General features: G+C 72.6%; 17 protein-coding genes and 1 pseudogene. 13 read left to right on the top strand and 5 right to left on the bottom strand.

The window, feature by feature from the left end; genetic code table 11:
- Nucleotides 1–102 precede the first annotated feature (102 nt).
- From WMF33_RS46150 to WMF33_RS46120, 7 genes and pseudogenes are all read left to right on the top strand, one after another.
- Nucleotides 103–1,302 carry a hypothetical protein gene (locus tag WMF33_RS46150; RefSeq protein WP_437334523.1) on the top strand — a complete coding sequence of 400 codons (1,200 nt, stop codon included), beginning with the start codon at nucleotides 103–105 and terminating at the stop codon, nucleotides 1,300–1,302.
- Nucleotides 1,302–3,320 (top strand): annotated as a pseudogene (locus tag WMF33_RS46145) (DUF2169 family type VI secretion system accessory protein); the annotation flags it as partial. The gene WMF33_RS46150 and the pseudogene WMF33_RS46145, both read left to right, overlap by 1 nt.
- Nucleotides 3,305–3,523 carry a pentapeptide repeat-containing protein gene (locus WMF33_RS46140; RefSeq protein ID WP_437339582.1) on the top strand — a complete coding sequence of 73 codons (219 nt, stop codon included), beginning with the start codon at nucleotides 3,305–3,307 and terminating at the stop codon, nucleotides 3,521–3,523. The pseudogene WMF33_RS46145 and the gene WMF33_RS46140, both read left to right, overlap by 16 nt.
- Nucleotides 3,520–5,259: a pentapeptide repeat-containing protein gene (locus WMF33_RS46135; RefSeq protein WP_437334522.1), complete on the top strand. Its 1,740-nt coding sequence runs from the start codon at nucleotides 3,520–3,522 to the stop codon at nucleotides 5,257–5,259. The genes WMF33_RS46140 and WMF33_RS46135 overlap by 4 nt, the downstream gene beginning before the upstream one ends.
- 20 nt (nucleotides 5,260–5,279) lie before the next feature.
- On the top strand, nucleotides 5,280–6,218 hold the full coding sequence (locus WMF33_RS46130; RefSeq protein ID WP_437334521.1) for a S41 family peptidase: 939 nt from the start codon (nucleotides 5,280–5,282) through the stop codon (nucleotides 6,216–6,218).
- A 76-nt stretch (nucleotides 6,219–6,294) separates the two neighbouring features.
- Entirely contained in the window at nucleotides 6,295–7,440 is a 1,146-nt protein-coding gene (locus WMF33_RS46125; protein WP_437334520.1) for a hypothetical protein, read from the top strand.
- Between the two features lie 259 nt (nucleotides 7,441–7,699).
- The gene (locus WMF33_RS46120) at nucleotides 7,700–9,709 is read left to right on the top strand and encodes a type VI secretion system Vgr family protein (RefSeq protein ID WP_437334519.1); all 2,010 of its coding nucleotides are present in this window, start codon (nucleotides 7,700–7,702) and stop codon (nucleotides 9,707–9,709) included.
- A 34-nt stretch (nucleotides 9,710–9,743) separates the two neighbouring features.
- Here the strand turns inward: WMF33_RS46120 and WMF33_RS46115 are convergent, their stop codons facing one another.
- The 5 genes from WMF33_RS46115 to WMF33_RS46095 all read right to left on the bottom strand — a co-directional run bounded on the left by WMF33_RS46115 (nucleotide 9,744) and on the right by WMF33_RS46095 (nucleotide 15,633).
- Nucleotides 9,744–10,442, bottom strand: a complete 699-nt coding sequence (locus WMF33_RS46115; protein ID WP_437334518.1) for a GbsR/MarR family transcriptional regulator — start codon at nucleotides 10,440–10,442, stop codon at nucleotides 9,744–9,746.
- Between the two features lie 166 nt (nucleotides 10,443–10,608).
- Nucleotides 10,609–11,259, bottom strand: coding sequence for a TlpA family protein disulfide reductase (locus WMF33_RS46110; protein WP_236644295.1), 651 nt, complete (start codon nucleotides 11,257–11,259; stop codon nucleotides 10,609–10,611).
- A 65-nt stretch (nucleotides 11,260–11,324) separates the two neighbouring features.
- Nucleotides 11,325–11,606, bottom strand: a complete 282-nt coding sequence (locus tag WMF33_RS46105; protein WP_437334517.1) for a glutaredoxin family protein — start codon at nucleotides 11,604–11,606, stop codon at nucleotides 11,325–11,327.
- A complete protein-coding gene (locus WMF33_RS46100; protein WP_437334516.1) occupies nucleotides 11,603–13,078 on the bottom strand; it encodes a B12-binding domain-containing radical SAM protein in 1,476 nt (491 codons plus the stop codon). Before WMF33_RS46100 ends, WMF33_RS46105 begins: the two co-directional genes overlap by 4 nt.
- 29 nt (nucleotides 13,079–13,107) lie before the next feature.
- Nucleotides 13,108–15,633: a DNA internalization-related competence protein ComEC/Rec2 gene (locus WMF33_RS46095; protein WP_437334515.1), complete on the bottom strand. Its 2,526-nt coding sequence runs from the start codon at nucleotides 15,631–15,633 to the stop codon at nucleotides 13,108–13,110.
- A gap of 322 nt (nucleotides 15,634–15,955) precedes the next feature.
- Between WMF33_RS46095 and WMF33_RS46090 the strand changes: the two genes are divergently transcribed.
- The 6 genes from WMF33_RS46090 (at nucleotide 15,956) to WMF33_RS46065 (ending at nucleotide 22,022) form a co-directional block, all read left to right on the top strand.
- Nucleotides 15,956–17,125: a trypsin-like serine peptidase gene (locus WMF33_RS46090; RefSeq protein ID WP_437334514.1), complete on the top strand. Its 1,170-nt coding sequence runs from the start codon at nucleotides 15,956–15,958 to the stop codon at nucleotides 17,123–17,125.
- Entirely contained in the window at nucleotides 17,118–18,152 is a 1,035-nt protein-coding gene (locus WMF33_RS46085; RefSeq protein WP_437334513.1) for an ABC transporter substrate-binding protein, read from the top strand. Before WMF33_RS46090 ends, WMF33_RS46085 begins: the two co-directional genes overlap by 8 nt.
- Nucleotides 18,149–18,898, top strand: a complete 750-nt coding sequence (locus WMF33_RS46080) for a TlyA family RNA methyltransferase (RefSeq protein WP_437334512.1) — start codon at nucleotides 18,149–18,151, stop codon at nucleotides 18,896–18,898. Before WMF33_RS46085 ends, WMF33_RS46080 begins: the two co-directional genes overlap by 4 nt.
- A gap of 319 nt (nucleotides 18,899–19,217) precedes the next feature.
- Entirely contained in the window at nucleotides 19,218–20,417 is a 1,200-nt protein-coding gene (locus WMF33_RS46075; RefSeq protein WP_437316386.1) for an ABC transporter substrate-binding protein, read from the top strand.
- A gap of 53 nt (nucleotides 20,418–20,470) precedes the next feature.
- Nucleotides 20,471–21,355 (top strand): branched-chain amino acid ABC transporter permease, encoded by an 885-nt coding sequence (locus WMF33_RS46070; protein ID WP_437334511.1) that lies wholly within the window; start codon nucleotides 20,471–20,473, stop codon nucleotides 21,353–21,355.
- Between the two features lie 94 nt (nucleotides 21,356–21,449).
- On the top strand, nucleotides 21,450–22,022 hold the full coding sequence (locus tag WMF33_RS46065) for a hypothetical protein (RefSeq protein ID WP_437334510.1): 573 nt from the start codon (nucleotides 21,450–21,452) through the stop codon (nucleotides 22,020–22,022).
- Nucleotides 22,023–22,066: the final 44 nt, after the last annotated feature.

Raw genomic sequence — 22,066 nt, 5'->3', positions numbered from 1 at the left:
GCTGAGCCGCGACGGGCGCGCGTCGTGTTCCATGACAGGGGAAGAACAGCACGCGTAAGAGCGCCGGACGCAGGTAGCATTCACCGGATCGGAGGCGGATCGATGGGCACGCGCGAAGGAGAGGGGATCAACGGGAAGTACCTCCTCATCGAGGTCCCGAACTTCAACGACGCTGCGAGCGAGGCCGACGCGATGGGCTCGTACCTGCGCCTCGGCGCGGTCAAGGACCCGACCCTCGCGGCCAACCCGGCCGCCCCGAAGGCCTCGGGCGAGGACCTCGCCGCCCTCGTCACCTCGTTCATCGACGATACGCGCAAGCGCGACGGCTGCCCCGGGTTCGTCCCCGAGACCGAGCGGCAGGCGGAGACCGCGAAGCTGCACACGAAGGGCGGCTGGCGCGACCACTCCGACGGCAACCGCGTGACCACCACCCGCGGCGACAAGGTGGAGGTGATCAAGGGCAACTACCGGATGCTCGTCCTCGGCCGGCAGGACGACAAGGCCGGCTGGGACGTCTCAGGTGGCCATATCCAGGACGCGACCGATAGCTGGACCGCCGCCACGATCATCGAATGGGTCCAGAACTACGACGGTACCTGGAAGGTCACGGAGAAGACCGAGAAGGGCGACGTCGACACGACCTACCACGGCGATACGTTCGATCGGTATTACGGCAACAAGCAGACCAGCATCACCGGCTCCGAGAGCCCCACGGCCGAGCGGCCGAACCCCACGGTCCTCGACCGCACCTGGGCGCTGAAGATCGAGTCGTATACGGGCTCCGCGGCCCTCCCCGTGCCCGAGATCAGCGACGAGACGTGGGCGGTCTCGATCTCCAGCAAGACCAACGCCACGGCCATCAGCGACGACACCACCGCGAGCACCATCTCCAGCACCACGACCGCCGCGGCCATCAGCGACGACACCACCGCGAGCACCATCTCCAGCACCACGACCGCCTCGCTCGTCGCGGATACGACCATCGGGAATGTCCAGTCGGTGACCATCGGCAACACCAGCGATCTCACCGTCGGCAACGCGGCGTCGATCACCGTGGGCGCCACGGAGGAGATCACCATCGGCGGCCTCGTCGAGCTGACGATCGCGGCGATGCTCGAGGTCTCGCTCACCGCGGGGGTCTCGATCAACATGGGCCCGAAGGCCGAGCTGAACCTGACGAACCGCCAGGAGCTCTCGCAGTTCCGCACCGAGGTGAAGAACATCCGCGCCAGCGTGTCGTCGGCCGAATCGGTGAGCAGCGGGGCGTACAACCTGATGGCCGGCGTCATCAATCTGTTCTGATGCTGACCAGGAATCTCACGCCTTTCCTGCTCGGCTACAAGCTCACCGCGCGCAGGCCGCCGCGGCTGGAGGTGGCGGTGATCGTGCGGGGGCGCTTCTCCCTGCGGCCGGGCGAGCCGCTCGCGCCGCTCGAGGGCCCGCTCGCCCAGGGCTCCCTCTCCGCCGAGGCGTTCCACGAGGACGACGACGAGCGGAGAGGCGCGTGCCTCTACCCGGGGGATTTCGCCGATTTCAAGCCCGGCGCGGACCTGCTGCTCGCGGGCAGGTGCCACCCGCCCGCGCGCGCGGCCACCTCCGCGCTGCCCGTGGGCTTCTCGGTGGGGGCGTGGTCGAAATTCCTGGAGATCGAACGACCGCGCGACGGCCGGCCCGCACCGGCGCCGTTCGGCCCCGTGAGCCCCGCCTCGCCCGAGCGCCGGGACAAGCTCGGCAAGGCCTATGGCGAGGCGTACCGCAGGACGCGCGCGCCCTATTTCGCGGAGGACTTCGACTGGGCCTACTTTCACGCCGCCCCGCCCGATCAGCGCCTCGCCGGCTATCTGCGCGGGAACGAGGAGGTCTCGCTCCTGAACCTCCACCCGGACGCGCCGCTCGTCGACGCGCGCCTGCCAGGCCTGCGGCTCCGCGCACTGGTGGAGGACGTGCGCGGGCGGGTAGAGGACGTGGTCCTGAGCCTCGACACCCTCTTCGCCGAGCCCGAGGAGCGGCGCTTGACGCTGACCTGGCGCGGCCACGCCGAGGTGCGGGAGGATGATCTCGCGGACGTGCGCTTCTTGCTCGTGGCCACGGAGCCGCTCGCCGAGGCGCTCCGGCCCAGCGAGCCGTATCGGGGCGAGCTCGCGAAGATGGCGCGCGATCCGCGGGGGCTCGAGGATCTGCCGCCGGACATGCGGGCGGCGTACGATCTCGTCCGGGGCGAGGCGCCGCGAGCGGCCCCGGTGGAGGCTGCGGATCCCATGGGGGCATTGCTCGCGGAGAAGCTCGGGGGCCTGTACGCACCGGAGCAGGCCCGGGTGCGCGAGGTGGTCGAAAAGCTCCGGGGCCTGCGCGCCGCCGAGGGCGTGGATCTAGAGCGATCCCTCGCGGACGCGATGGCGCGGCTGCCGGTCCACAAGCAGGCGGCGTTCCTGCCGAGCGCGCCGGGAGGCACGCCGCGGGTGACCGCGGGCAACGCGCTCTCGGCGCTGGTCGATCGCCTCGACACGCTGAGGCAGGCAGCAGCGGCGCGGGGTACGAAGATCGAGGGTCTCGAGAAGATCGACGCGCTGCTCGGCCACCCGCAGCTCCGGGAGATCGTTCCAGGGCTGAGGCAGCCGAGGCAAGCGCCGCCGCCGCCCGGCCCAGGGGTGGATCTCTCGGGGCAGGATCTCTCGGGGCAGGACCTCTCCGGCCAGGATCTGCGAGGCGCCGACCTCTCGGGGGCGATCTTCGCGAACGGCAATCTCGCGAGGGCCGACCTCTCGGGGGCGAACCTCTCGCGAGCCGTGCTGTTCGAGGCGGACCTGTCCTCGGCCCATCTCTCGGGGGCGAACCTGACGCAGGCGAACCTCGGGGGGGCGCGCGCGGCGGGCGCAGATCTCTCCGGCGCGACGCTCGATCAGGCGATATTCACCCGCGCCGATCTCACGGGAGCGACATTGACGAGGGCGCGGGGCAAGGGGGCGCTGTTCCAGGACGCGAGGCTCGCGCGCGCGAGCGCGGAAGGGGCGAGCTTCGAGGACGCGCTCTTCGAGGGCGCGGACCTCGCGGACGCGCGGATGCGCGGGGCGCGCCTGCAGGCGTGTCTGTGCACCCACGCCAAGGCGGCGCGCCTCGATCTGGAAGGCGCCAGCATTCCCCGGACGAGCTTCTCGGACGCCGATCTCGCGGGGGCGACGCTGCTCGAGGCCCAGGGCGAGGGGGCCGTCTTCTTGCGCGCGAGGCTCGACGCCGCCGATCTCCGCCACGCTTCGCTGCGCGGCGCGCATCTCTCGCACGCCTCCGCGCGCGGAGCCAGGCTCGCCTGCGCGGACCTCCGCGAGAGCCGGCTCTACCGCGCTCGCTCGAGCAGGCGGATCTCGGGCAGGCGAACCTCTTCGGCGCGGATCTGTCGAAGGCCCGGCTCGACGGCGCGTCGTTCGTCGGGGCCAATCTGTACGGCGCGACGCTCACGGGTGCGAGCCGCGCGAACGCCGATTTCACGGGGGCGAACCTGAAACGGACCACGCCGGCGCAGACATGAAGACGGCCGACGAGCTCTGGGCGCGCGTGGACGCGGGCGAGACGCTCAAGGGGGCGAGGATCGACGGCTACAATCTCGCGGGCGAGGATCTCGCGGGCCTCGATCTGGCGCGGACGCGGTTCTCGCGGACGAACCTCACGGGCGCCCGGCTCTCGGGGAGCGATCTCGAGGGCGCGCATTTCGTGGAGTGCGATCTGCGCGGGGCCAACCTCGAGGGCTGCAACCTGAGGGCGGCGCTCTTCCTGGGCTCGAGCTTCGAGGGCGCGTGGCTCGCGCGCGCGGATCTCTCGAAGGCCAAGATCGACTACCAACGCCTCGCTGGCGCGGATCTCTCGGGGGCGAAGCTCGCCGGCGTGACGGCGGTGGGCGCGGATCTCTCGGGGGCGCTGCTCTGCGAGGCGACCATCGAGGACGCCCGGCTCGACCTGGCGCGCCTCGAGGGCGCGAACCTCGATGGGGCGATCCTCGCGCGATCATCGTTCACGCGGGCGAGCCTCAAGGGCGCGATGCTGCGCAAGGCGACGATCGAAGCAGGGGCGTTCATCGGGGCCAACCTCGGTGAGGCGGACCTGTGCGAGGCGGAGGTGGATCGGGCGGTCTTCGTGAAGGCGGATCTGCGCGGGGCAACGCTGCCGCGGCGGATGCACGGGGTGGTCTTCGACGAGGCGCAGCTCGGGCGGCCGGGGCTCGTAGGCAGAGAGCTGGTGGGCTCCGATCTCGAGGGCGCGGACCTGTCGGGGCTCGATCTGGAGGGCGCGGATCTCTCGCTCTGCTCGCTACGGGCCACGAGCCTTCGGGGAGCGAACCTGCGGGGGGCGAAGCTCGAGCGGTCGATCGTCTCCGACTGTGATTTCACGGGGGCCGACCTGCGGGGGGCGCGCCTGGTCGGCTGCGATCTCTCGCGCGCGGTGCTGCGGGGAGTGTCTCTCTCGGGGCTCGACCTGGAGGCCGTGATCCTGAACGAGGCGGATCTCGAGGGGGCGGACCTCTCCGGGGCGCGGCTCGTGCGGTGCATGCTGGACCGGGCGCGGCTGGCGAGGGCGAACCTGACGCGGGCGTCGCTCCAGCAGACCCTCCTGCGCGAGGCGGTGCTCGACGGGGCGAACCTCGGCAAGACGATCTTCGACCGGGCGGATTTCACGGGGGTCGATCTGCGGGCGGTCCGATTCGCTGGGCTGCTCGTGCACCGGTGCGCGTTCATGCGGGTGAGCCTCGAGCGGATGGCGCTGCGGGGCTGCGATTTCATGGGCAGCGATTTCTCGCAGGCGAACCTGCGGGGCGCGGACCTGGAGGGCTCGATCCTGACCCAGGCGAAGTTCCGCGAGGCCATGCTGGACGGCGCGAGCCTGCCGAAGGTGACCGCGAAGGCGGCGTATTTCGGGGGCGCTTCGCTGCGGGGGGCGAAGCTCTCGCAGGCGATGCTGCGGTACGCGACGTTCACCGGGGCGGACCTCTCGGGCGCGAACTTCGCGGGGTCGGATCTGCGGGAGTCGATGCTCGATCGCGCGCGGGCCGAGGGCGCGCTCTTCGTGGGGGCGCGGATGGAGTACGCGGACCTGTCGCACGCCGTCATGGAGGAGGCGGATCTCCGCGACGCGGACCTGTCGCACGCGAACCTGCACGCGCTGCGCGACGAGAGGGCGCGTTACGCGGGCGCGAAGCTCTCGGGAGCCCGGCGAACGGACATGGATCGGCTCGAGGCGGAGGCGTACGTGCCGCCGCGAAGAGCGCGTTGAGGCGGAGAGGAGGCGCGCGAATGCTGCCTGCATCGAACAACGGGCCCGGGATGAACATCGGGTTTCCGGACGTGTGCTTGACGCCCGTGGGGCCCGTGCTGGTGCCGATCCCGTACCCGAACTTCGCCGTGCACGCGATGGCGGCGAACTTCTCGGTGAAGGTGCGGGTGGCGGGGGCGAACGCGCTGAATCTGGGGACGATCGTCCCGATGACGTCCGGCATGGAGCCGGGGGTGGCGCACCCGCTGTACAAGCAGCACGGGGCGTTCGTGGTGGGGAATCCCAAGGTGATGGTGCAGGCGCTGCCGGCGATCAACCTGCTCTGCCCAACGACGGGGAACGCCGGGAACAATGCGGTCGGTGCGGTGCTCGTGCCAGGAGCGGCCAACGTGTTTTACACGTACGCATCCGGGGAGGAGGGGCTTCCCGCGCTCGAGGGAGAGGGCAGCGTGGCGCACGCGCTGGTCGGGGACGGGGTGGGGGTGATTCGAATCCGGGTCTTCTCGCTGGACGTGCCGGCGCGGGTGTTCGCGGCGATGCGCGAGCTCCTGGCCGCTGGGATGCGGTCGCTGAGGATCGATCTGCGCGAGAACCCGGGCGGGGAGCTGCGGGCGTTTCTGGAGCTGGCAGGGGATTTTTTGCCGGCGGGGAGCGAGATCGCGACGGTGATCGACGGCGACGGGGACGGGACGGTGACTCGGTCGCATCAGGACGAGCCTTATACGGTGCCGGTGACGATCGTAGTGAATGGAGGGACGGCGTCGGCGGCGGAGCTGTTCGCAGGGTGCTTGCAGGCGCACGGGCGGGCGGTGATCGTGGGCGAGGCGACGTACGGCAAAGCGGTAGGCCAGTCCATGTGCGGCGGGCGGATGGAGACGGCGGTGCGGGTGCTGCTGCCGGATGGGACGGATCTGCAAGGCGTGGGGGTGAGGCCGGGGGACGGTCGTGGGAAGGCGTAAGAAGCGCGGGAAGCGTGGCAACCAGGACGTGGCCAGCGGCAGCTCCACCGGGCGAGCTCGGGATACCACGACGGTCTTGAAGACGGCTGGTCTCGCCGGCGGCGGCGCTGCCGTCGTGGCGATAGCCGGCACCACGCTCATCGGCCCTGGCGCCGGCATCCTCGCGGGGACGTTCTTCGCGGGGGCAGCCCTGCTCCGCGCCTACTGGAGCAGCCCCAGCAATTCGAATCAGCGGCAAGATCAGGACACGAACGAAACCGCGGACCAGGACACGAACGAAACCGCGGACCAGGACACGAACGAAACCGCGGACCAGGACACGAACGAAACCGCGGACCAGGACACGAACGAAACCGCGGACCAGGACACGAACGAAACCGCGGACCAGGACACGAACGAAACCGCCGATCAGGACGCGGACCAGGGCACGAACGAGACCGCGGATCAGGACGCGAACCAGCACCGCGAAGAGACGGCGGTCGAAGACGCGAACCAGACAGCGAGCAAGCGCAAGAAGAAACGCAAAAATAAAAAGAAGAAGCCCACGAAAGACTCCGAGCCAGGGCCCGAGCAAGATCAGGATGGCCATGAGTGGGTGGACCCTCGTGCCAAGGAAAAGAAGAAGTCGGCGGAGAGAAAGCGAAGAAAGGCGAACGCTCCACAAAAGACCAAGGACTCGCGGCAGGAGGATGTCGGGTATCCGCCCCGCACCGAGGGCACGGACCGCGTCGCCGACGCGATCCTCGGGCGGATCAGCGCGGAGGCTGCGCGCGAGGGACAGTCCCACAAGTCGCCGAAGTTCCAGGTGAAGAACGTCAAAGACGCTCTGCAGGGAGGCCGTGCGATCGCGGTGCTGCTCGGCAGCGACGGGAAGTATTATATCGGCATCTCGGGCAGCGCCGACAATGCTGGGGTGATCCTCGATCAGGTAAGCATTGCGGCGCCGGGGGCGGAGATCGGCGTCTACCCGAAGGGCGGGGACCTGGACAAGGTCACGATCGGGTCTCACGTGCACCAGGGCGGCGTCTCCTGCGCGGAGCCCAAGGCGTTCGACAAGCTGCCGGACGGAGTGCACGCCGTGGGAATGACGGTCGTGTGGGCAGCCTATGGTGAGAAAGCCCTCCCCAATCCCTGCCGCGACGAAAAGGCGGAGGCGGGTGACTACATGCATCCCTGCCCGAGCTGTGCGGCGAATGCGGACACAATCATGAAGAAGGGCTAGCGGAGCAGGACCCCAGCCCATGAGTGGCTACCGCCCCTGCGTTCCCGGTGGTCGCGCCCGGACCTGCACCGGCGAGGCGCAGGCCCTCGACCGCGCCAAGGCGCAGGCAGCGCCCATCACCTCGGCCCCGATCCCTGCGTGCTCACGTCCGGGACCTCGACGAGGAGCGACTTACCGCCGATGCCTTCGCCCTCGCGCGCACCCCCGCGCGCCTCCGCATCCGGTACGGTAACGGGCGAGCCGCGGAGGATGCGCAACGATGAACGGGGAGCCGACCGAAACCCTGAGGTGCAGCGAGCCGAGCGCCGCCCGGTCGTGCGGCGACTGGACCCGCGCGACGGCGTACCGCGCTCGGAGCGCCGTGGAGGTGGGCGCCGCGTCGACCGCCGCCCGCATCGGCGAGGCGCCCGACGCAGGGCTGCCGTGCACGGCGCCGATCGCGCCCGCGGCATGCCCAGCGAGAGCGGAGGAGGCGCCCGGACCGGGGGCAGAAGCAGCGGCCGCGGCGCCGCCTGCGGGCCACGAAGGCACCGCCGCGGCCCCGGCGCAATCGGGCGGCGCAGGGCCGAGCCACGTCTCGCCATCGCCGCCGAGGGCCCGCGTCGCGGCGGCGAGCGAGGCCTCCCCATCGCCAGCGGCGAGCCTCTCGGGACCGAGGGAGCTCCGGCCCTCCTCCGGCGGCCTGCCGGCGCCGGATCGCCTGCCGTTCGAGGCGATGGATACGGCGGAATCAGCGCTCCGCGCGGCGCGCCTCCGGCCGCCCATCGAGCCGCTGCAGCAGGCGAAGGCCGCGCTCCTGGACCCGGGACGGCACCTGCCCGTCCTGCGGCTCGACTCCCCGGAGTTCGATTGCGCCCACGTCCGGGTGCGCGAGGTGCGCGGCACCGAGGCCATCGGCCAGCTCTTCTCGTTCGACATCGACGTCGTGTGCAGCGACGGCGCCGAGCTCTCGATCGAAGAGGTGCTCGGGGCGACCGCATCGCTCGTGTTCGAGGTCCAGGGCGCGGACGAGCGGACCGTGCACGGCATGATCGCCGCGGTGGAGGACCGGCACGAGACGGAGACCGCTCTTCGCTCCTACCGGCTCCGGCTCGCGCCGCGGGCGTTCCGCGCGACGCTGGTGGAGCTCCAGCAGGTCTTCCTCGACGTCAGCGTGCCGGAGCTCATCCAGCAGAAGCTCGCGATGGTGGGGCTCGGGCCCGACGACGTGACGATGCGCCTCTACCGCGATCACCCCGCGCGGGAGATGATCGTCCAGTACAAGGAGACCGATCTGGCCTTCATCTCGCGGCTCGCCGAGCACCTCGGCATCTCGTTCTTCTTCGAGCACGAGTCCGGGCGCGACGTGATGGTGTTCACCGACGAGCAGGTGGGCTTTCCGCCGCTGCCTGGGGGCGACGCGGTGGTGTTCCGGCCGCGGGGCGAGCGGCGCGACATGTTCGAGCTCAAGGAGCAGGCCATCGCCTTTCCCGCGACGTACGTGATGCAGGAATACAACTACCGGACGCCGAGGGTCGATCTCACGGCGACCCACGAGTCGGCGGCGGGCCTCGGGGGCGGCGTCGTCGAGTACGGCGCCCACCACAAGACGCCGGACGAGGGGCAGCAGCTGGCGCAGATCCGCGCGGAGGAGCGGGCCTCGGCGAGCCGCTATTTCGAGTGCCGGAGCGACGAGCTCCGGCTGCTCCCGGGGGCCGTCTTCGCGATCGAGGGCCACCCGCGGCTCGATGGGCAGCGGCTTCTGATCGTCGAGGTGGAGCACCGCGCGGTGCAGCCGACGGCCATCGAGGGCGAGGGCGGGCGCGAGCAGGAGTACGTCAACCGCGCGCGGCTTGTGCGCGCCGAGCAGGCCTACCGCCCCCCGCGGGCGACGCCGCGGCCGAAGATCCACGGGGTGGTGTCGGCGCTCGTCGAGCCGCTCCCGGACGGGGAGATCGGCAAGACGTCGCCGATCGACGAGCAGGGGCGTTACCGGGTGCGCTTCCACTTCGACGCGGGGGAGCCCGCCTCGCGCGCGTTTCCCTCGCGGCTCGTGCGGATGATCCAGCCGCACGCCGGGCCGAACTACGGCATCCACTTCCCGCTCAAGCCCGGGATCGAGGTGCTGATGGTCTTCGTGGACGGCGACCCCGATCGGCCGATGATCGTGGGCGCCGCGCCCAACCCGATCACGCCGTCGCCGGTGACCCGGGAGGTGAACCTGATGCACCGGATCGAGACGTCGACCGGCATCCTCATCGAGATGAGGGACTGCCCGCCGCGGGGTTGACGGCGCCTCCGCGCCACGCGCAGCCGAGCGGCGCTCAGCGCTTGCGGCTGGCGCGGCTGCTGAGGCGGCTGATCGCGTCGCCGGCGGCCCACGCGACGCGGGCGGCCGCGTTGAGGGAGCGGACCACCGCCTCGGGCACCTGCGCGATCAGCCGCTCGAGATCGACGGGGCCGTCGATCGACGGCAAGAGCTGCTCCATCAGCTCGGCGAACAGGTCGTACTTGCGCGACAGGTCGTCGAGCCGCGCGCGCATGGCGTCGGCCTCCGGGCCCTCGGCGTCGCCGAGCAGCGCGAGCGCGCGCCGCGCGAGCGTGCGCTTGTCCTGCACCACGCGGCGCAGGCGGCCGAGGTAGGCGCCGACGATGACGTCGGGGTACTTGCCGCGCAGCGCGAACGAGTCGTGCCGCGCCCCCGACTCCCGCCGGCGCTCGATGATCCCGGCCGCCTCGAGGCCGCGCAGGTTCGCGAAGATGTTGCTCTTGGAGCGGCCGAGCTCCTGGCTGAGCTCATCCATCGAGCGCGGCACGTCCGCCAGGTAGAGGGCCGCCACGACCTGCCCCCCGAGCCGCGTGATGCCGGGGAACGAGGCGGCGATCTCGGCGCCGACCCCCTCGAGCAGCGCCTGCCGCGCGGCCGCGACCCGCTCGTCCGAGGCTGGCCCGTCGCCCCCTTCGCCCGCGGCGGGCGGCTGCGGCGGGTGCGCTGTCGACAACGTCGGCCTGCGGGCGGTCATGATGGGTGACTCACATAACGATCTTTCGGGAAAGCGCCAAGCGGCCAGCGCGCCCCGCGCTCCCGGCGCGCTCCTCCCTCCGCGCCCGGAGCGCGCCCCCGCACGCCCGCGGCGCACCCGCCGCGCGCCTCCCCGCGCCCCTCTCCGGTGCCGCGCCGGAGCCCGCTCAGGAGTCGTCGGTGCAGAGGCCGGCGAAGCCGCCGCGCGGCTGGCCCTTGTAGATCTCGACCGGGCACCCGCCCCAGCGCGAGACCATCTCGCCCACGTCGATGGCCAGGCTGCTCGACCAGTCCCGCGCCCCGTCGAAGCGGGCCCGGATGATCCCGTTCGGATCGATGATCCACGTCTCCGGGTAGAGCTGCGTGCCGTACTGATCCAGCACGACCTTGGACTCGGGATCGAAGAGGACCGGGAACGGCGGATCCCCGTTCAGGGCCACCTTGAGCGCGTCCCGCACGTCGTCCGGCCCCTCGTCGGTCGAGATCGTGAGGACGACGAAGTCCTTCCGCGACTGGGCGATCCGGCCGAGCTCCGCGAGCGCCGGCATCTCCTGCAGGCACGGCGCGCAGGTCTTGGTCCAGAAGTTCAAGAAGACCGTCTTGCCCCGGAACGACGAGAGCCGGACCGGCTTGCCGTTCATGTCCGGCAGCTCGAAGTCCGGCGCGAGCCGGTTGCGGCCAGCGTACGCGGGGCGCAGCGCGCACATGGCCTTGCAGCCCGTGGAGCGCTGGTCGTTCTGCGCCGCGTGCACGAAGCCGTACACGGCGACGGCCGCGACGAGGATGAAGAGGATCTGCGCGATGGTCGTCCACTTCACGGGAGTGGGCATAGCCTAGCGCGGCGCGGGGCGAAAGCAGGCGAAGCGTCCCGGCGCCGCGAAGATCACTCCGGCCCGGAGAGCAGCCGCTCGAGCCGCCCCTCGTCGACGCGGTATTTCATGATCTTCCGCCCATCCAGCTCGACGACGGGGACCTCCCAGTCGTACAGCGCCCGCTTCTCCGGCCCGGCCTCGCGGTCCAGGTCGACCACGGCGAGCTCGAACGGGAGGCGGGCGCGCACGCGCTCGAGCGCGGCATGGGCGTCCTCGCACAGGTGGCAGCGCTCGCGCGTGAACAGCGTCACCGTCTTCATCCGCTCCTCCGGGACGCGCGTCCCCTCGCTCACCCCGCCGCGAGCAGCGGCAGGCTCTTTTGACGCGGCGGCTCCGGGCGCTTGATCCTCTCGAACGCGCGCTCGTAATCGCGGAACGAGCCGCCGGCGTGCACCGCCTGCAGCACCGCGCGCCCCTCGGCCTCGCCGCCGGCGGCGAGCACCGCCTCGACCCACGCCCAGCGCGCGCTCGTGGCCCGCACGTCGGCGCGGCCGCGCAGCCCGCGGCGGAGCCGGTCGAGCCGCTTGTTCACGACGTCGATCCCCGCGAAGCGCGCGCCATGGAGCGGCGTGTTGCGCTTCGGGCAGAAGGGCGCGATCCCGAGCGCGACCGGCACGATCCGGGAGAGCTCCGTGACGAACGCGACGCACTCGTCGACGTCGGCGTCGGTCTCGCCGGGGACGCCGACCATCAAATACAGCTTGAGCCGGTTCATCCCGTGCTGCCGCGCGAGCTCTGCCGCCCGCTGGAGGTGTCTCGGCCGCGCGCGCCGCTCCAGCGTCTCGCGGACGCGCTCGCTCGTGCCGTCCATCGCCGTCGTGAGCGTCTTGTAGCCCGCGAGCCGCAGCGCGCCGACGAACTCGTCGGTCAGCCGGTCCGGCCGGAGGCTGCTCAGCCCGACCTCGCAGCCCCGCTCGGCGAGCGTCCGGACCACCTCGACGATCTTCGGGTGATCGCTGACCGCGGCGCCGACGAGGCCGACGCGCCTCGCGTCCTCGGGGATGAGCCCGAGGAGGCGGTCCTTCGGGACAATGCGCATGCCGCCGTTGGTCGAGCGGCGCATCACGCAGTAGGTGCACCCGCGCGAGCAGCCCCGCTCCGCCTCGATGAGGAACATGTTCGAGAGCTCGGTCTCCTCGGCGCGGATCGGCGACCAGGCGGGCAGCAGCGCGTCGTCGCACCGGGCGACCGGGGGCATCTCCGCGCCGTGGCGCGCGGGGACGAAGACGTGGGGGACGCCCGCCAGCACGTCGAGCGCCGCCTCCCGCGAGGGGGCGTCCCGCAGCACGCGGAGCACCTCCACGGCCAGCGTGTCGGCCTCGCCCATGAGGATCGCGTCGGCGAACGGCGCGAGCGGCAGCGGGTTGGAGAACGTGAGCGGACCGCCCGCGAGGACGAACGGGTGGCGGCCGTCGCGCTCCTCCCGGAGCGCCGGCAGCCCGGCGAGCTCGAGCAGGCGGACGACCCCGGCGAGCTCGAGCTCGTACGCCACCGAGAGCGCGATGACCGGAAAGTCGGAGAGGGGGCGGAGCCCCTCGTACGTGACCGGAGCGCCCTCGGCGCTCACCCCCTCGTCGTCCGGCAGGAAGGCGCGCTCGCACGCCATCCCGGGCTCGGCCTGGATCAGCTTGTAGATCTGGAGGAAGCCGAGCGAGCTCATGCCAGCCCGGTACGGGGACGGGTAAGACAGCGCGACGCGGAAGGGCGCCTGCTTGTCGATACGACCGATCTCGCTCGCGAGCCGGCGGCGGATCGTGGTCGTCATCGCGCTACGAGACATCGCCGGAGCGTCCCTCAGGGGGCGTCCAGGCGCAAGGACACGGGCGGCGAACGGCGCGGTCCGGAGCTCGGGGCCGGGCTCGGCGGCCGGCCCGGGCGGGACCAGAGCACGCGCTCGCCGTCGGTCTCCCAGACCAGGGCGCCGCCGCGGTCCATGCGCGCGATCGCCACCCCGCGGGCCGACAGGCGGGAGAGCACCTCGGGGCTCGGGTGCCCGAAGCGGTTGCGGACGCCGCAGGAGACGGCGGCGACCGAGGGGTCGACGGCCGCGAGGAGCGCCGCGCCGGTGGAGGTCCGGCTGCCGTGGTGCCCCACCTTGAGCAGATCGGCGCGGAGCGCGGCGCCGTGGCGCGAGACGAGCGCGTCCTCGGCCTCGTGCTCCGCGTCCCCCACGAGCAGCGCGGAGCGAGCCCCGTAGGTGATGCGCAGGACGAACGAGTTGTCGTTGGCGCCCCGGTCGGGGTGGAGCTCGGGGCACGGCGCGAGCACCTCGATCGTTGCCCCCGAGAGCACCCGCGGCCTGCCGCACAGCGAGGCGGGCCGCACGACGGGCACGCCGCGCCGGCGCAGGTCCGCGAGCAGCCTGGCGTAGACCGGGCCCGCGCCCTCGGCCTCGCCCTGGCCGGTGTCCCAGAGCTCGCCGACCTCCACGCCCTCGACCACGGCGGGCAGGCCGCCGAAGTGGTCCGGGTGCGGGTGCGACAGGACGATCGCGTCGAGGCGCGCGCGGCGGCGCGATCGCAAGAGCGGCCGGATGACGCGCGCGCCCGGATCGACCGGGCTGCCCACGAAGCCGCCCGCGTCGACGAGCATCGCGCCGCCCTCGGGCAGGTCGATGAGGATGGCGTCGCCCTGCCCCACGTCGAGGACGTTGACGCGCAGCACGCCGCGCGGCGCGCCGGCGCGCACGGCGACGACCTCGAGCGCGAGCCACGCGGCGGCGCCGGCCGCGAGCGCGGCGAGCCGGCGGCCGCGGCGCTCCGCGGCCCACGCGAGCGCGATCGCGGCGGCGAGCGCGGCCAGCTGGGCGGGCGACGGCTCGGGCAGGCGCAGCACCACGCCGGTCTCCGCCGAGGCGCGGGCGACGGCGCGCACCGCGAGCAGCGCGCCCGAGCCGACGAGCGCGCACCCGCGCTCGACCGGCGGCGCCCACGAGAGCACCGCGTGCGCGAGGCAGAACGGGAGCGCCGCCAGCTCGCCGATCGGCGCGGCGACCACGTTCGCCGCCACGCCGAGCAGCGGGAACGTCTCGCCGTTCATGAGCAGCAGCGGCGTACACCCGAACATGGCGGCGAGCGTCGTCGCCAGCGGCTCGAGGACCTTGCGCGCGAGCGCGCGCGGCGACGCGTCGAGCGGCGCGCGCTCCACGCAGGCGCCGCCGTCGCCGTCCTCGCGCCCTCGCGCTCCGGGGACGAGCAGCGCGGCGAGCGGCCGCTGCAGCCAGAGCAGCCCGGCGGTCGCGGCCGCGGAGAGGCCGAACGAGAGATCGCACGCGATCAGCGGATCGACGGCGGCGGCGCCCGCGAGCGAGAGGGCGAAGTTGCGGACGCCCACCGGGCGGAGGCCGAGGAGCCGGGCGCCCATGGCGCAGCTGAGCATCGCCGCAGCGCGCATGGCCGATCCGCCGCCGCCGGCGAAGTCGGCGTAGAGCCACGCGGCCGGCACGCACAGCGCCGCGGTGATGCGGCCCGCGTCCCACCGGGCCGCGATCGGGCCGACGCGGACGAGGATCGCGCGCAGGACCGCGGCGAAGCCCGCCACCGCGAGGATCAGGTGCGTCCCCGAGACCGCGAGCAGGTGGGCGAGGCCGCTCTCGCGGAAGGCGTCCTGGTCCTCGGGCGTGAGGTCGGTCTCGCCGAGCACGAGCGCGCGCCCGAGCGCCGCCGCGTCGGGGTGGAACGTGGCCTCGATGCGCGCCCGCACGGCGGCCCGCGCGCGGTCGACCGCCGCCCCGATCGAGCGCCCCGCCAGCGTCCGCCGCGCGTCGACGATCGTCCCGCTCGCGACGATCCCGCTCCGCGCGATCGCGGCGGTCGCGTCCCGGAGCCCCTCGTTGCGGAACAGGTGGATCGGCGCGAGGTCGACGACGACCTCGATCCGGTCGCCCCGCGCGAGCTCCAGCGGCGCTCCGTAGAGGCGCGCCCGGAGCGGTCCCGGCAGCGCTCGCCCGCCGCACGTCCCGCCGGTGAGCTCCACGTCGACGCGCGCGCTCGGCGCCTCGCCGGGCTCGTCGGAGCGCCGCTGCGCCGTCCCGACCACGACCGGCGAGCCGACGACCGCGGCCGTCACCTCGCAGCGCGCCGGCGGATGCAGCAGATCGGCGGCGCCGTCGTAGAGGCCGCTCGCGTCGTCGAGCAGCGCGCGGGCGCGGAGGCCGCTGACGGCGAGCGCGACCGCGGCGGCGGCGAGCGCCGCGCAGCCGGCCCGGCGGCGGAGCGCCGCCGCGGCGAGCGCCGCGCCGAGCGCGGTGGGGATCGGGGAGAGGGCGAGCGGGGCGCCCGCGGCGAGCGCGAGCCCGAAGAGCAGGACCGGATCGATCACGGCCGCGCCGCCCCGCAACACCCGGGCCGCGCACGTTTTCGCGGCTTTTCACGGTGGATCCGGCCGCCAGGTCCCTGGCGCCGCCATGGCGGATCCGGGGACCGCCGGTACCCTGACGAGCCTGCAAGGGCTCTCGGACGGTCTCTTGATGTAGTGCATGCAACGAGACGAGTCGTTCAACGCGCGTGGCGCGCGTGCATGACCGCACATTCCCCTCTAGAATCATCGGCTCGGCGCGTCGCCTCACGGCTCGCACCTACATTGCAGTACTTGGAGGCTAGCGATGTCGTTTTGGTCGCCCAGAGTCGCCTTGATTCTTGCCTTGGGACTCGCTGCTACGGCGTGCAGCTCGGCCCTGGAGGAGCTCCCTGATGACACCGGAGAGGCGCGCGACGCCATCCAGGACGGTTACCTGGACGACGGCGACAGGGCCGTCGTGGGCATCTACAACGATGAGATCGGCGCGATCTGCACCGGCAGCCTGATCGCCCCGAACGTGGTGCTGACGGCCCGCCACTGCGTATCGGACATGGCCAATGAGCGGGACGGCCAGATCACCTGCCGGAGCACCAAGTTCACGGACACGCACCTGGCGCGGCGGATCTTCGTGACGACCGACGCGGAGATCGGCAGGTCCTCGCGCTACTACGGCGGCAGCGAGATCGTGCTGCTCCCCGGCACGGAAGCGGACAGCTTCTGCGGCAACGACCAGGCGATCCTCATCCTGGACGAGCTCATCCCGGAGAGCGAAGCCGTGCCGCTCGTCCCGCGCGTCGACGTGCCCCTGGAGAGGGGCGAGGAGTACTACGCGATCGGCTTCGGCGCGACGAACGACTTGAGCACCGGCGCGGGCCTGCGGCGGCGCCGCGACAACCTCTTCATCGATTGCGTGGCCGACGGCTGCCCCGCGTCCGTGGTGAAGCCGACCGAGTGGGTCGGGGACACGGGCATCTGCGAGGGGGACTCGGGCGGCCCCAGCCTCGACCTGATGCACCGGGTCATCGGCGTGACCTCGCGCGGGGCCGAGGGCTGCGAGTATCCGATCTACGGCTATGTGTACGGCTGGGCGGAATGGATTAAGGAAGCGACCCTGCATGCCGCCGACCTCGGAGGCTACACGGCGCCCCGCTGGGCGACCGGCTTCCCCACCGATCCGATCTACTCGGCGGAGCTCGGGGGCGCCTGCGAGCAGCCGGAGCAGTGCTCGACGAACGCGTGCCTCGATGGCTACTGCACCCGCCCCTGCACCGAGATCGCGACGTGCCCGAGCGGCTACAGCTGCAACGACGAGCTCGGCTTCTGCGCGAAGCTCCCGGAGCCGCCGCCCGAGGTCGACGGCGAAGGGGACGGGGAGGACGAGGCGCCCGCCGGGTCCTGCAGCGTCCAGCCGAGGCCTGATCCGACGAAGCCGGTCCCCTGGCTGCTCGGCGCGGCGGGCCTGGGCGCGGTGGCGAGCCTGCGGCGGCGCCGCAGCCGGGATCGGCTTGGCTGAAGGGCGGCGCTCATCGTCGACGCCCCGCGCGCGGGGCGCCGCACTCCCGCGGGGAGCCGCGGCTTCGCAGGGAGCCGCGCTCCCGCGGCGGGCCGCGCTCGCGGCGCTCGCGGCGGTCGCGCTCGCGGCGTGCGGGCGCCGGGCCCCGGCGGCGCAGGGCGGAGCGCGCGTCGTCTCCCTGTCGCCCAGCACCACGGAGGCGGTCTTCGCGATCGGGGCCGGCGCGGCGCTCGTCGGCCGCTCCCGCCACTGCGACCACCCGCCCGAGGTGCTCCGCCTGCCCAGCGTCGGCGGCTACGCCGACCCGAGCATCGAGGCGATCATCGCGCTCTCGCCGACCCTCGTCGTCGGCGCCCGCGGCCCCGCGGGGCCGGCGCTGGAAGAGGCGCTGCGCGGGCACGGGATCGCGACGTGCTTCCCCGAGACCGAGTCGCTCGCCCAGATCGAGGAGATGCTCGCGGAGCTCGGCCGGCGGCTCGACGCGACCCCCGGCGCCGAGCGGGCGATCGCCCGGATCCGCGCCCGCCGCCAGGAGGTCGAGCAGGCCGTGAAGGGGCGACCGCGCGTCCGGGTCGCCCTGCTGTTCGACACCTCGCCCATCTTCGCCGCGGGTCCCGGCAGCTTCGCCGATGAGCTGATCCGGCTCGCCGGCGGCGAGAACGCGATCGTCCGCGGCGGCGCCTATCCGTCGATCAGCGTCGAGCACCTGCTCGCGCTGGATCCCGACGTGCTGCTCGACGGCACGGCCGGCGGCGACGGCGCCGAGCAGCCCGGCGCGCAAGGATCCCCCAGGCTGGCGGTGCTCCGGGACGCGCCCGGCTGGAGATCCCTGCGCGCCGTGCGCGAGGGGCGCGTGCGTCCGCTCCGCACCGACGCCGTGCTGCGCCCGGGGCCGCGCATCGGCGACGGGCTCGCCGAGGTCGCCCGGGCGCTCCACGGCGACGCGCTCTCGCTCTCCGACGCGGCGGCCGCCCCCGGGGACGGCGGCGCGGGCCTCGTCCCCCCTTCGCCGGCGGGGGCGCCGTGACCCGCGTCCGCGCCGACGCGCTGCTCGTCGCCCGGAAGCTCGCCGCCTCGCGCACCGAGGCGCAGGCGCTGATCATGGCCGGCAAGGTCACCTCCGGGCCGCGCCGCATCGACAAGCCGGGCACGCTGCTCCCGGAGGACGCCGAGGTCCACGTCGCGTCAGGCCCCCGGTTCGTCTCGCGCGGCGGCGACAAGCTCGAGCATGCGCTCGCCGCGTTCGCGGCGCAGCACGGCCTCGACGTCGCCGGGAAGACCTGCGTCGACGTGGGCGCCTCGACCGGCGGCTTCACCGACTGCCTGCTCCAGCGCGGCGCGGCGCGGGTGTTCGCGGTCGACGTCGGCTACGGCCAGCTCGCCAGCAAGCTCCGCGCCGATCCCCGCGTCGAGGTGCGCGATCGGGTCAACGCGCGCGAGCTCCGGCGCGAGGACTTCGACTGCCCCATCGATCTCGTGGTGGTCGACGCGTCCTTCATCAGCATCTCCCGGCTCATCGAGGCGATCGCCCGCCTGCTCCGCCCCTCCGGCGATCTCGTCGCGCTGATCAAGCCGCAGTTCGAGGCGGGCCGCGAGGCCGCCGCCCGAGGGCGGGGCGTCATCCGCGACGAGGCGACCCGCCTCGCGGCGATCGCCGAGGCGCGCCAGGCCATCGAGGCCGCGGGCTTCTCCGTCGTCGGGGCGGTCGACAGCGCGGTGCGCGGGCCGAAGGGGAACGTCGAGCACTTCGTCCACGCGCGCCGCGCCGGCTAGCCGCGCCGGCTGCAGCTGCCCCGCGAGGCGCGCCGCGCCGGCTTGTGGGCTGCGCCCCACGCGGCGCGCCGCGGCATCCGGTTGCGTCAGCCCCGGCGCCGCGCGGGCCGGCGGCGGGCTCGACCGGCGGAATCCGTGGAGAATCGAACACTTAAGAGGGCCGACGCCGAGCGCGTCGCGGCCGGAGATAGCTGACGTGCCGCGTAGACAATGGTAGACGCGATGAGTACACGCGCTCTGGGGCCGCTGCGTGGGCGGCCATGGCCACCGGCGGGCGGACCCACACGCGAGGCGGCCCGGCGACAGGGAGGACGACAGCATGCTCGGACGACGGGGTTTGGTGAGGATGATCGCCGGGGCGCTCGCGCTGAGCGCGATGGCGCTCGGGTGCGGCAAGAAGAGCGAGGGCTCGGGCGGCGACCCGGCCAAGCACGCCAAGGACGACCCCGAGTGGAAGGTCGGCGCCTACTTCAGCCTCTCGGGCGAGGAGACGGCGTTCGGCGTCGACTCGAAGGAGGGCATCGACCTCGCCATCGACGAGATCAACAAGGCGGGCGGGGTCAAGGGCAAGCCGATCAACGTCCTCTACGAGGACAACAAGTCGAAGCCCGAGGAGGCGACCAACAAGGTCCTGCAGCTCATCGACCGCGATCACGTGCTCGCCCTCCTCGGCGAGGTCGCCTCGTCCCGGTCGCGCGCCGGCGGCATCGTCGCGAACAAGAAGAAGGTGCCGATGATCTCGCCGTCGTCCACGAACCCGGACGTGACGAAGGTCGGCCCCTTCGTGTTCCGCGCCTGCTTCACGGACGACGTGCAGGGCCAGATGGGCGCGCAGTTCATCGTGAACACGCTCGGCAAGAAGAAGGTCGGCCTCCTCTTCGCCTCCGACGATCTCTACTCCTCGGGCCTCGCCAACGAGTTCCGCGCCGAGGTGAAGCGCCTAGGCGGGGAGATCGTCATGGAGAAGAGCTTCCTCAAGAAGGAGACCAACTTCACGACGTACATCAACGAGCTCAAGTCGGCGAACCCGGAGATGATCTACGCGCCGATCTATTACACCTCGATGGCCCCGATCGCGCGGCAGGCCAAGGCCGCGGGCGTGCCGGGCAGCATGTTCGTCGGCACCGACGGGTGGGACGCGAACGAGCTCTTGCGCGACGCCGCGGAGGAGCTCGACGGCGCGTACTTCACGAACCACTACGCGCCGGACGTCCCGTGGCCCAACTCGCAGGCGTTCGTGAAGAAGTACCAGGAGCGGTACAAGCGCACGCCGTCGAGCATCGCCGCCCAGGCCTACGACGCGGCCAGGCTGCTCGCCGACGCCATGGGCCGCGCCAAGGAGATGACGCCGGACGCCATCCGGCAGGCCATCCAGGACACCAAGGGGTTCCAGGGCGCGACGGGGGTCATCACCATCGATGAGAACCGCAACGCCGACAAGCCGGTCGTGATTGTCCGGATCAAGGACAAGCAGTTTACCTACTACGCGACGGTCAACGAGAAGTCCGCGAAGCAGTAGTGGTCGTGCCGCGCGCGCGGGATCCACCCCGCGCGCGTGGTGAAGGGGTCTCCATGGAGAAGATCGTGAATGCCCTGATCACGGGGCTCGCCCAGGGGTCGATGATCGCCCTCGTCGCCCTCGGCTACACGATGGTTTACGGCATCCTCAAGCTCATCAACTTCGCTCATAGCGAGGTGTTCATGATGGGCGCCTTCGCCGGGCTGTTCGGGATCGCGGCGTTCGGCGGCCAGGACGCGCCGCTGTTCGCGGGCGTGGCCGGCACCCTCTGCGCGATGGCGTTCGCGGGCGTGCTCGGGGTCCTGGTCGAGCGGGTAGCCTACGCGCCGCTGCGATCCCGGGGGCGCGGCCTCGCCAACACCCGGATCACGCCGCTGGTCACGGCGCTCGGGATGAGCGTCCTCCTCCAGAACCTGGCGCAGCTCCTCTTCACCGCGCGCTACCGCGGCTATCCGCAGCTCTTGCCGATCGAGCACACGCGCAAGGTGATCTTCGTCACCTCGATCCTCGTGATGATCGGCCTGGAGCTGCTCGTGCGGCGCACCTGGACGGGCAAGGCGATGCGCGCGCTCAGCGTGAACGTCGAGGCCGCCCGGCTGATGGGCATCCGCACGAGCCGCATCATCGCGCTGACCTTCGTCACGGGCTCGATGCTCGCGGCGGTGGGCGCGGTGCTCTACTGCCTGGATCAGTCGCAGGTGTATCCCACGATGGGCGTGGTGATCGGCAACCGGGCCTTCGTGGCGGCGGTCATCGGCGGCATCGGGAACATCACGGGCGCGATGCTCGGGGGCATGCTGATCGGGATCATCGGCGAGATGACGAAGCTCACGCCCTACTCGGGCCTGCAGGACGTCCTCGTGTTCGCCGTGCTGATCGGGGTGCTCCTCGTGAAGCCGACGGGGCTGCTCGGCACGACGGGTACCGAGAAGGTGTAGCGCTGCGCCGGCGCGCCGCCGTGGCGCGCCGGACGACGCGCCGCCGTGGCGCGCCGGCCGACAACGCCGCGCGCCGCTGCGGTATGCTCGGCGCATGCGACGCCTCGCTCTCGTCGTGCCGCTCTCGCTGCTCGCGGCGTGCACCGCGGCGCCCCCGGCCAACTGGGCCCGCGGCGGCGCGCTGCTCGACATCCCGCGCGCGCGCTGGGTGCACGGAAACCTCGCGGTCGACGTCCTGCCCGACGGCAAGATCCTCGTGAACGGCGAGCACCAGCTCAACGTGGATCGCGGCGGGCGGGTGTTCGGCCTGGAGGCCGAGCCGCTGGCGTTGCTCGAGCCGGACGGCCGGGTCATCGGCCCGAACGACGACCCGCTGGGCCAGATCGGCGTGCTGCACGCGTCGCTGCCGGGCGAGGCGACCGCGTGGCTCACGGTCGCGCAGAGCGGCGCGGTGATCCGCTACGTCGAGGAGGGCGAGCGGGAGCCGTTCGGCGTCTGGCTGGGCTGCGGCGTGACGCCGCGGGCGCACCAGACCTGCACGCTGGTCACGCACCTGCTCGGGCTGCGCATCCGCAAGCTGGAGCGGCAGACGACGACCGAGCCGGTGGGGCTGGGGTTCGGGAGCGGGCTCGGGCTCGGGTTCGGGGCGGGGGCGCCGTTCCCCTGATCCCGCTCAGACACCGGCGCTCCGTGCGCCGTGCGGGCTCCGAG

The organism is Sorangium sp. So ce394 (assembly GCF_051474665.1).
In the GTDB taxonomy this organism is placed as follows: Bacteria; Myxococcota_A; Polyangia; order Polyangiales; family Polyangiaceae; genus Sorangium; species Sorangium cellulosum_D.
This window is presented reverse-complemented; position numbering and strand designations above follow the sequence as displayed.

Coding starts and splice junctions, on each gene's coding strand:
- WMF33_RS46065 (WP_437334510.1), top strand. CDS start 21,450: ATGCGACGCCTCGCTCTCGTCGTGCCGCTCTCGCTGCTCGCGGCGTGC.
- WMF33_RS46070 (WP_437334511.1), top strand. CDS start 20,471: ATGGAGAAGATCGTGAATGCCCTGATCACGGGGCTCGCCCAGGGGTCG.
- WMF33_RS46100 (WP_437334516.1), bottom strand. CDS start 13,078: ATGACGACCACGATCCGCCGCCGGCTCGCGAGCGAGATCGGTCGTATC.
- WMF33_RS46135 (WP_437334522.1), top strand. CDS start 3,520: ATGAAGACGGCCGACGAGCTCTGGGCGCGCGTGGACGCGGGCGAGACG.
- WMF33_RS46075 (WP_437316386.1), top strand. CDS start 19,218: ATGCTCGGACGACGGGGTTTGGTGAGGATGATCGCCGGGGCGCTCGCG.
- WMF33_RS46120 (WP_437334519.1), top strand. CDS start 7,700: ATGAACGGGGAGCCGACCGAAACCCTGAGGTGCAGCGAGCCGAGCGCC.
- WMF33_RS46150 (WP_437334523.1), top strand. CDS start 103: ATGGGCACGCGCGAAGGAGAGGGGATCAACGGGAAGTACCTCCTCATC.
- WMF33_RS46130 (WP_437334521.1), top strand. CDS start 5,280: ATGCTGCCTGCATCGAACAACGGGCCCGGGATGAACATCGGGTTTCCG.
- WMF33_RS46115 (WP_437334518.1), bottom strand. CDS start 10,442: ATGACCGCCCGCAGGCCGACGTTGTCGACAGCGCACCCGCCGCAGCCG.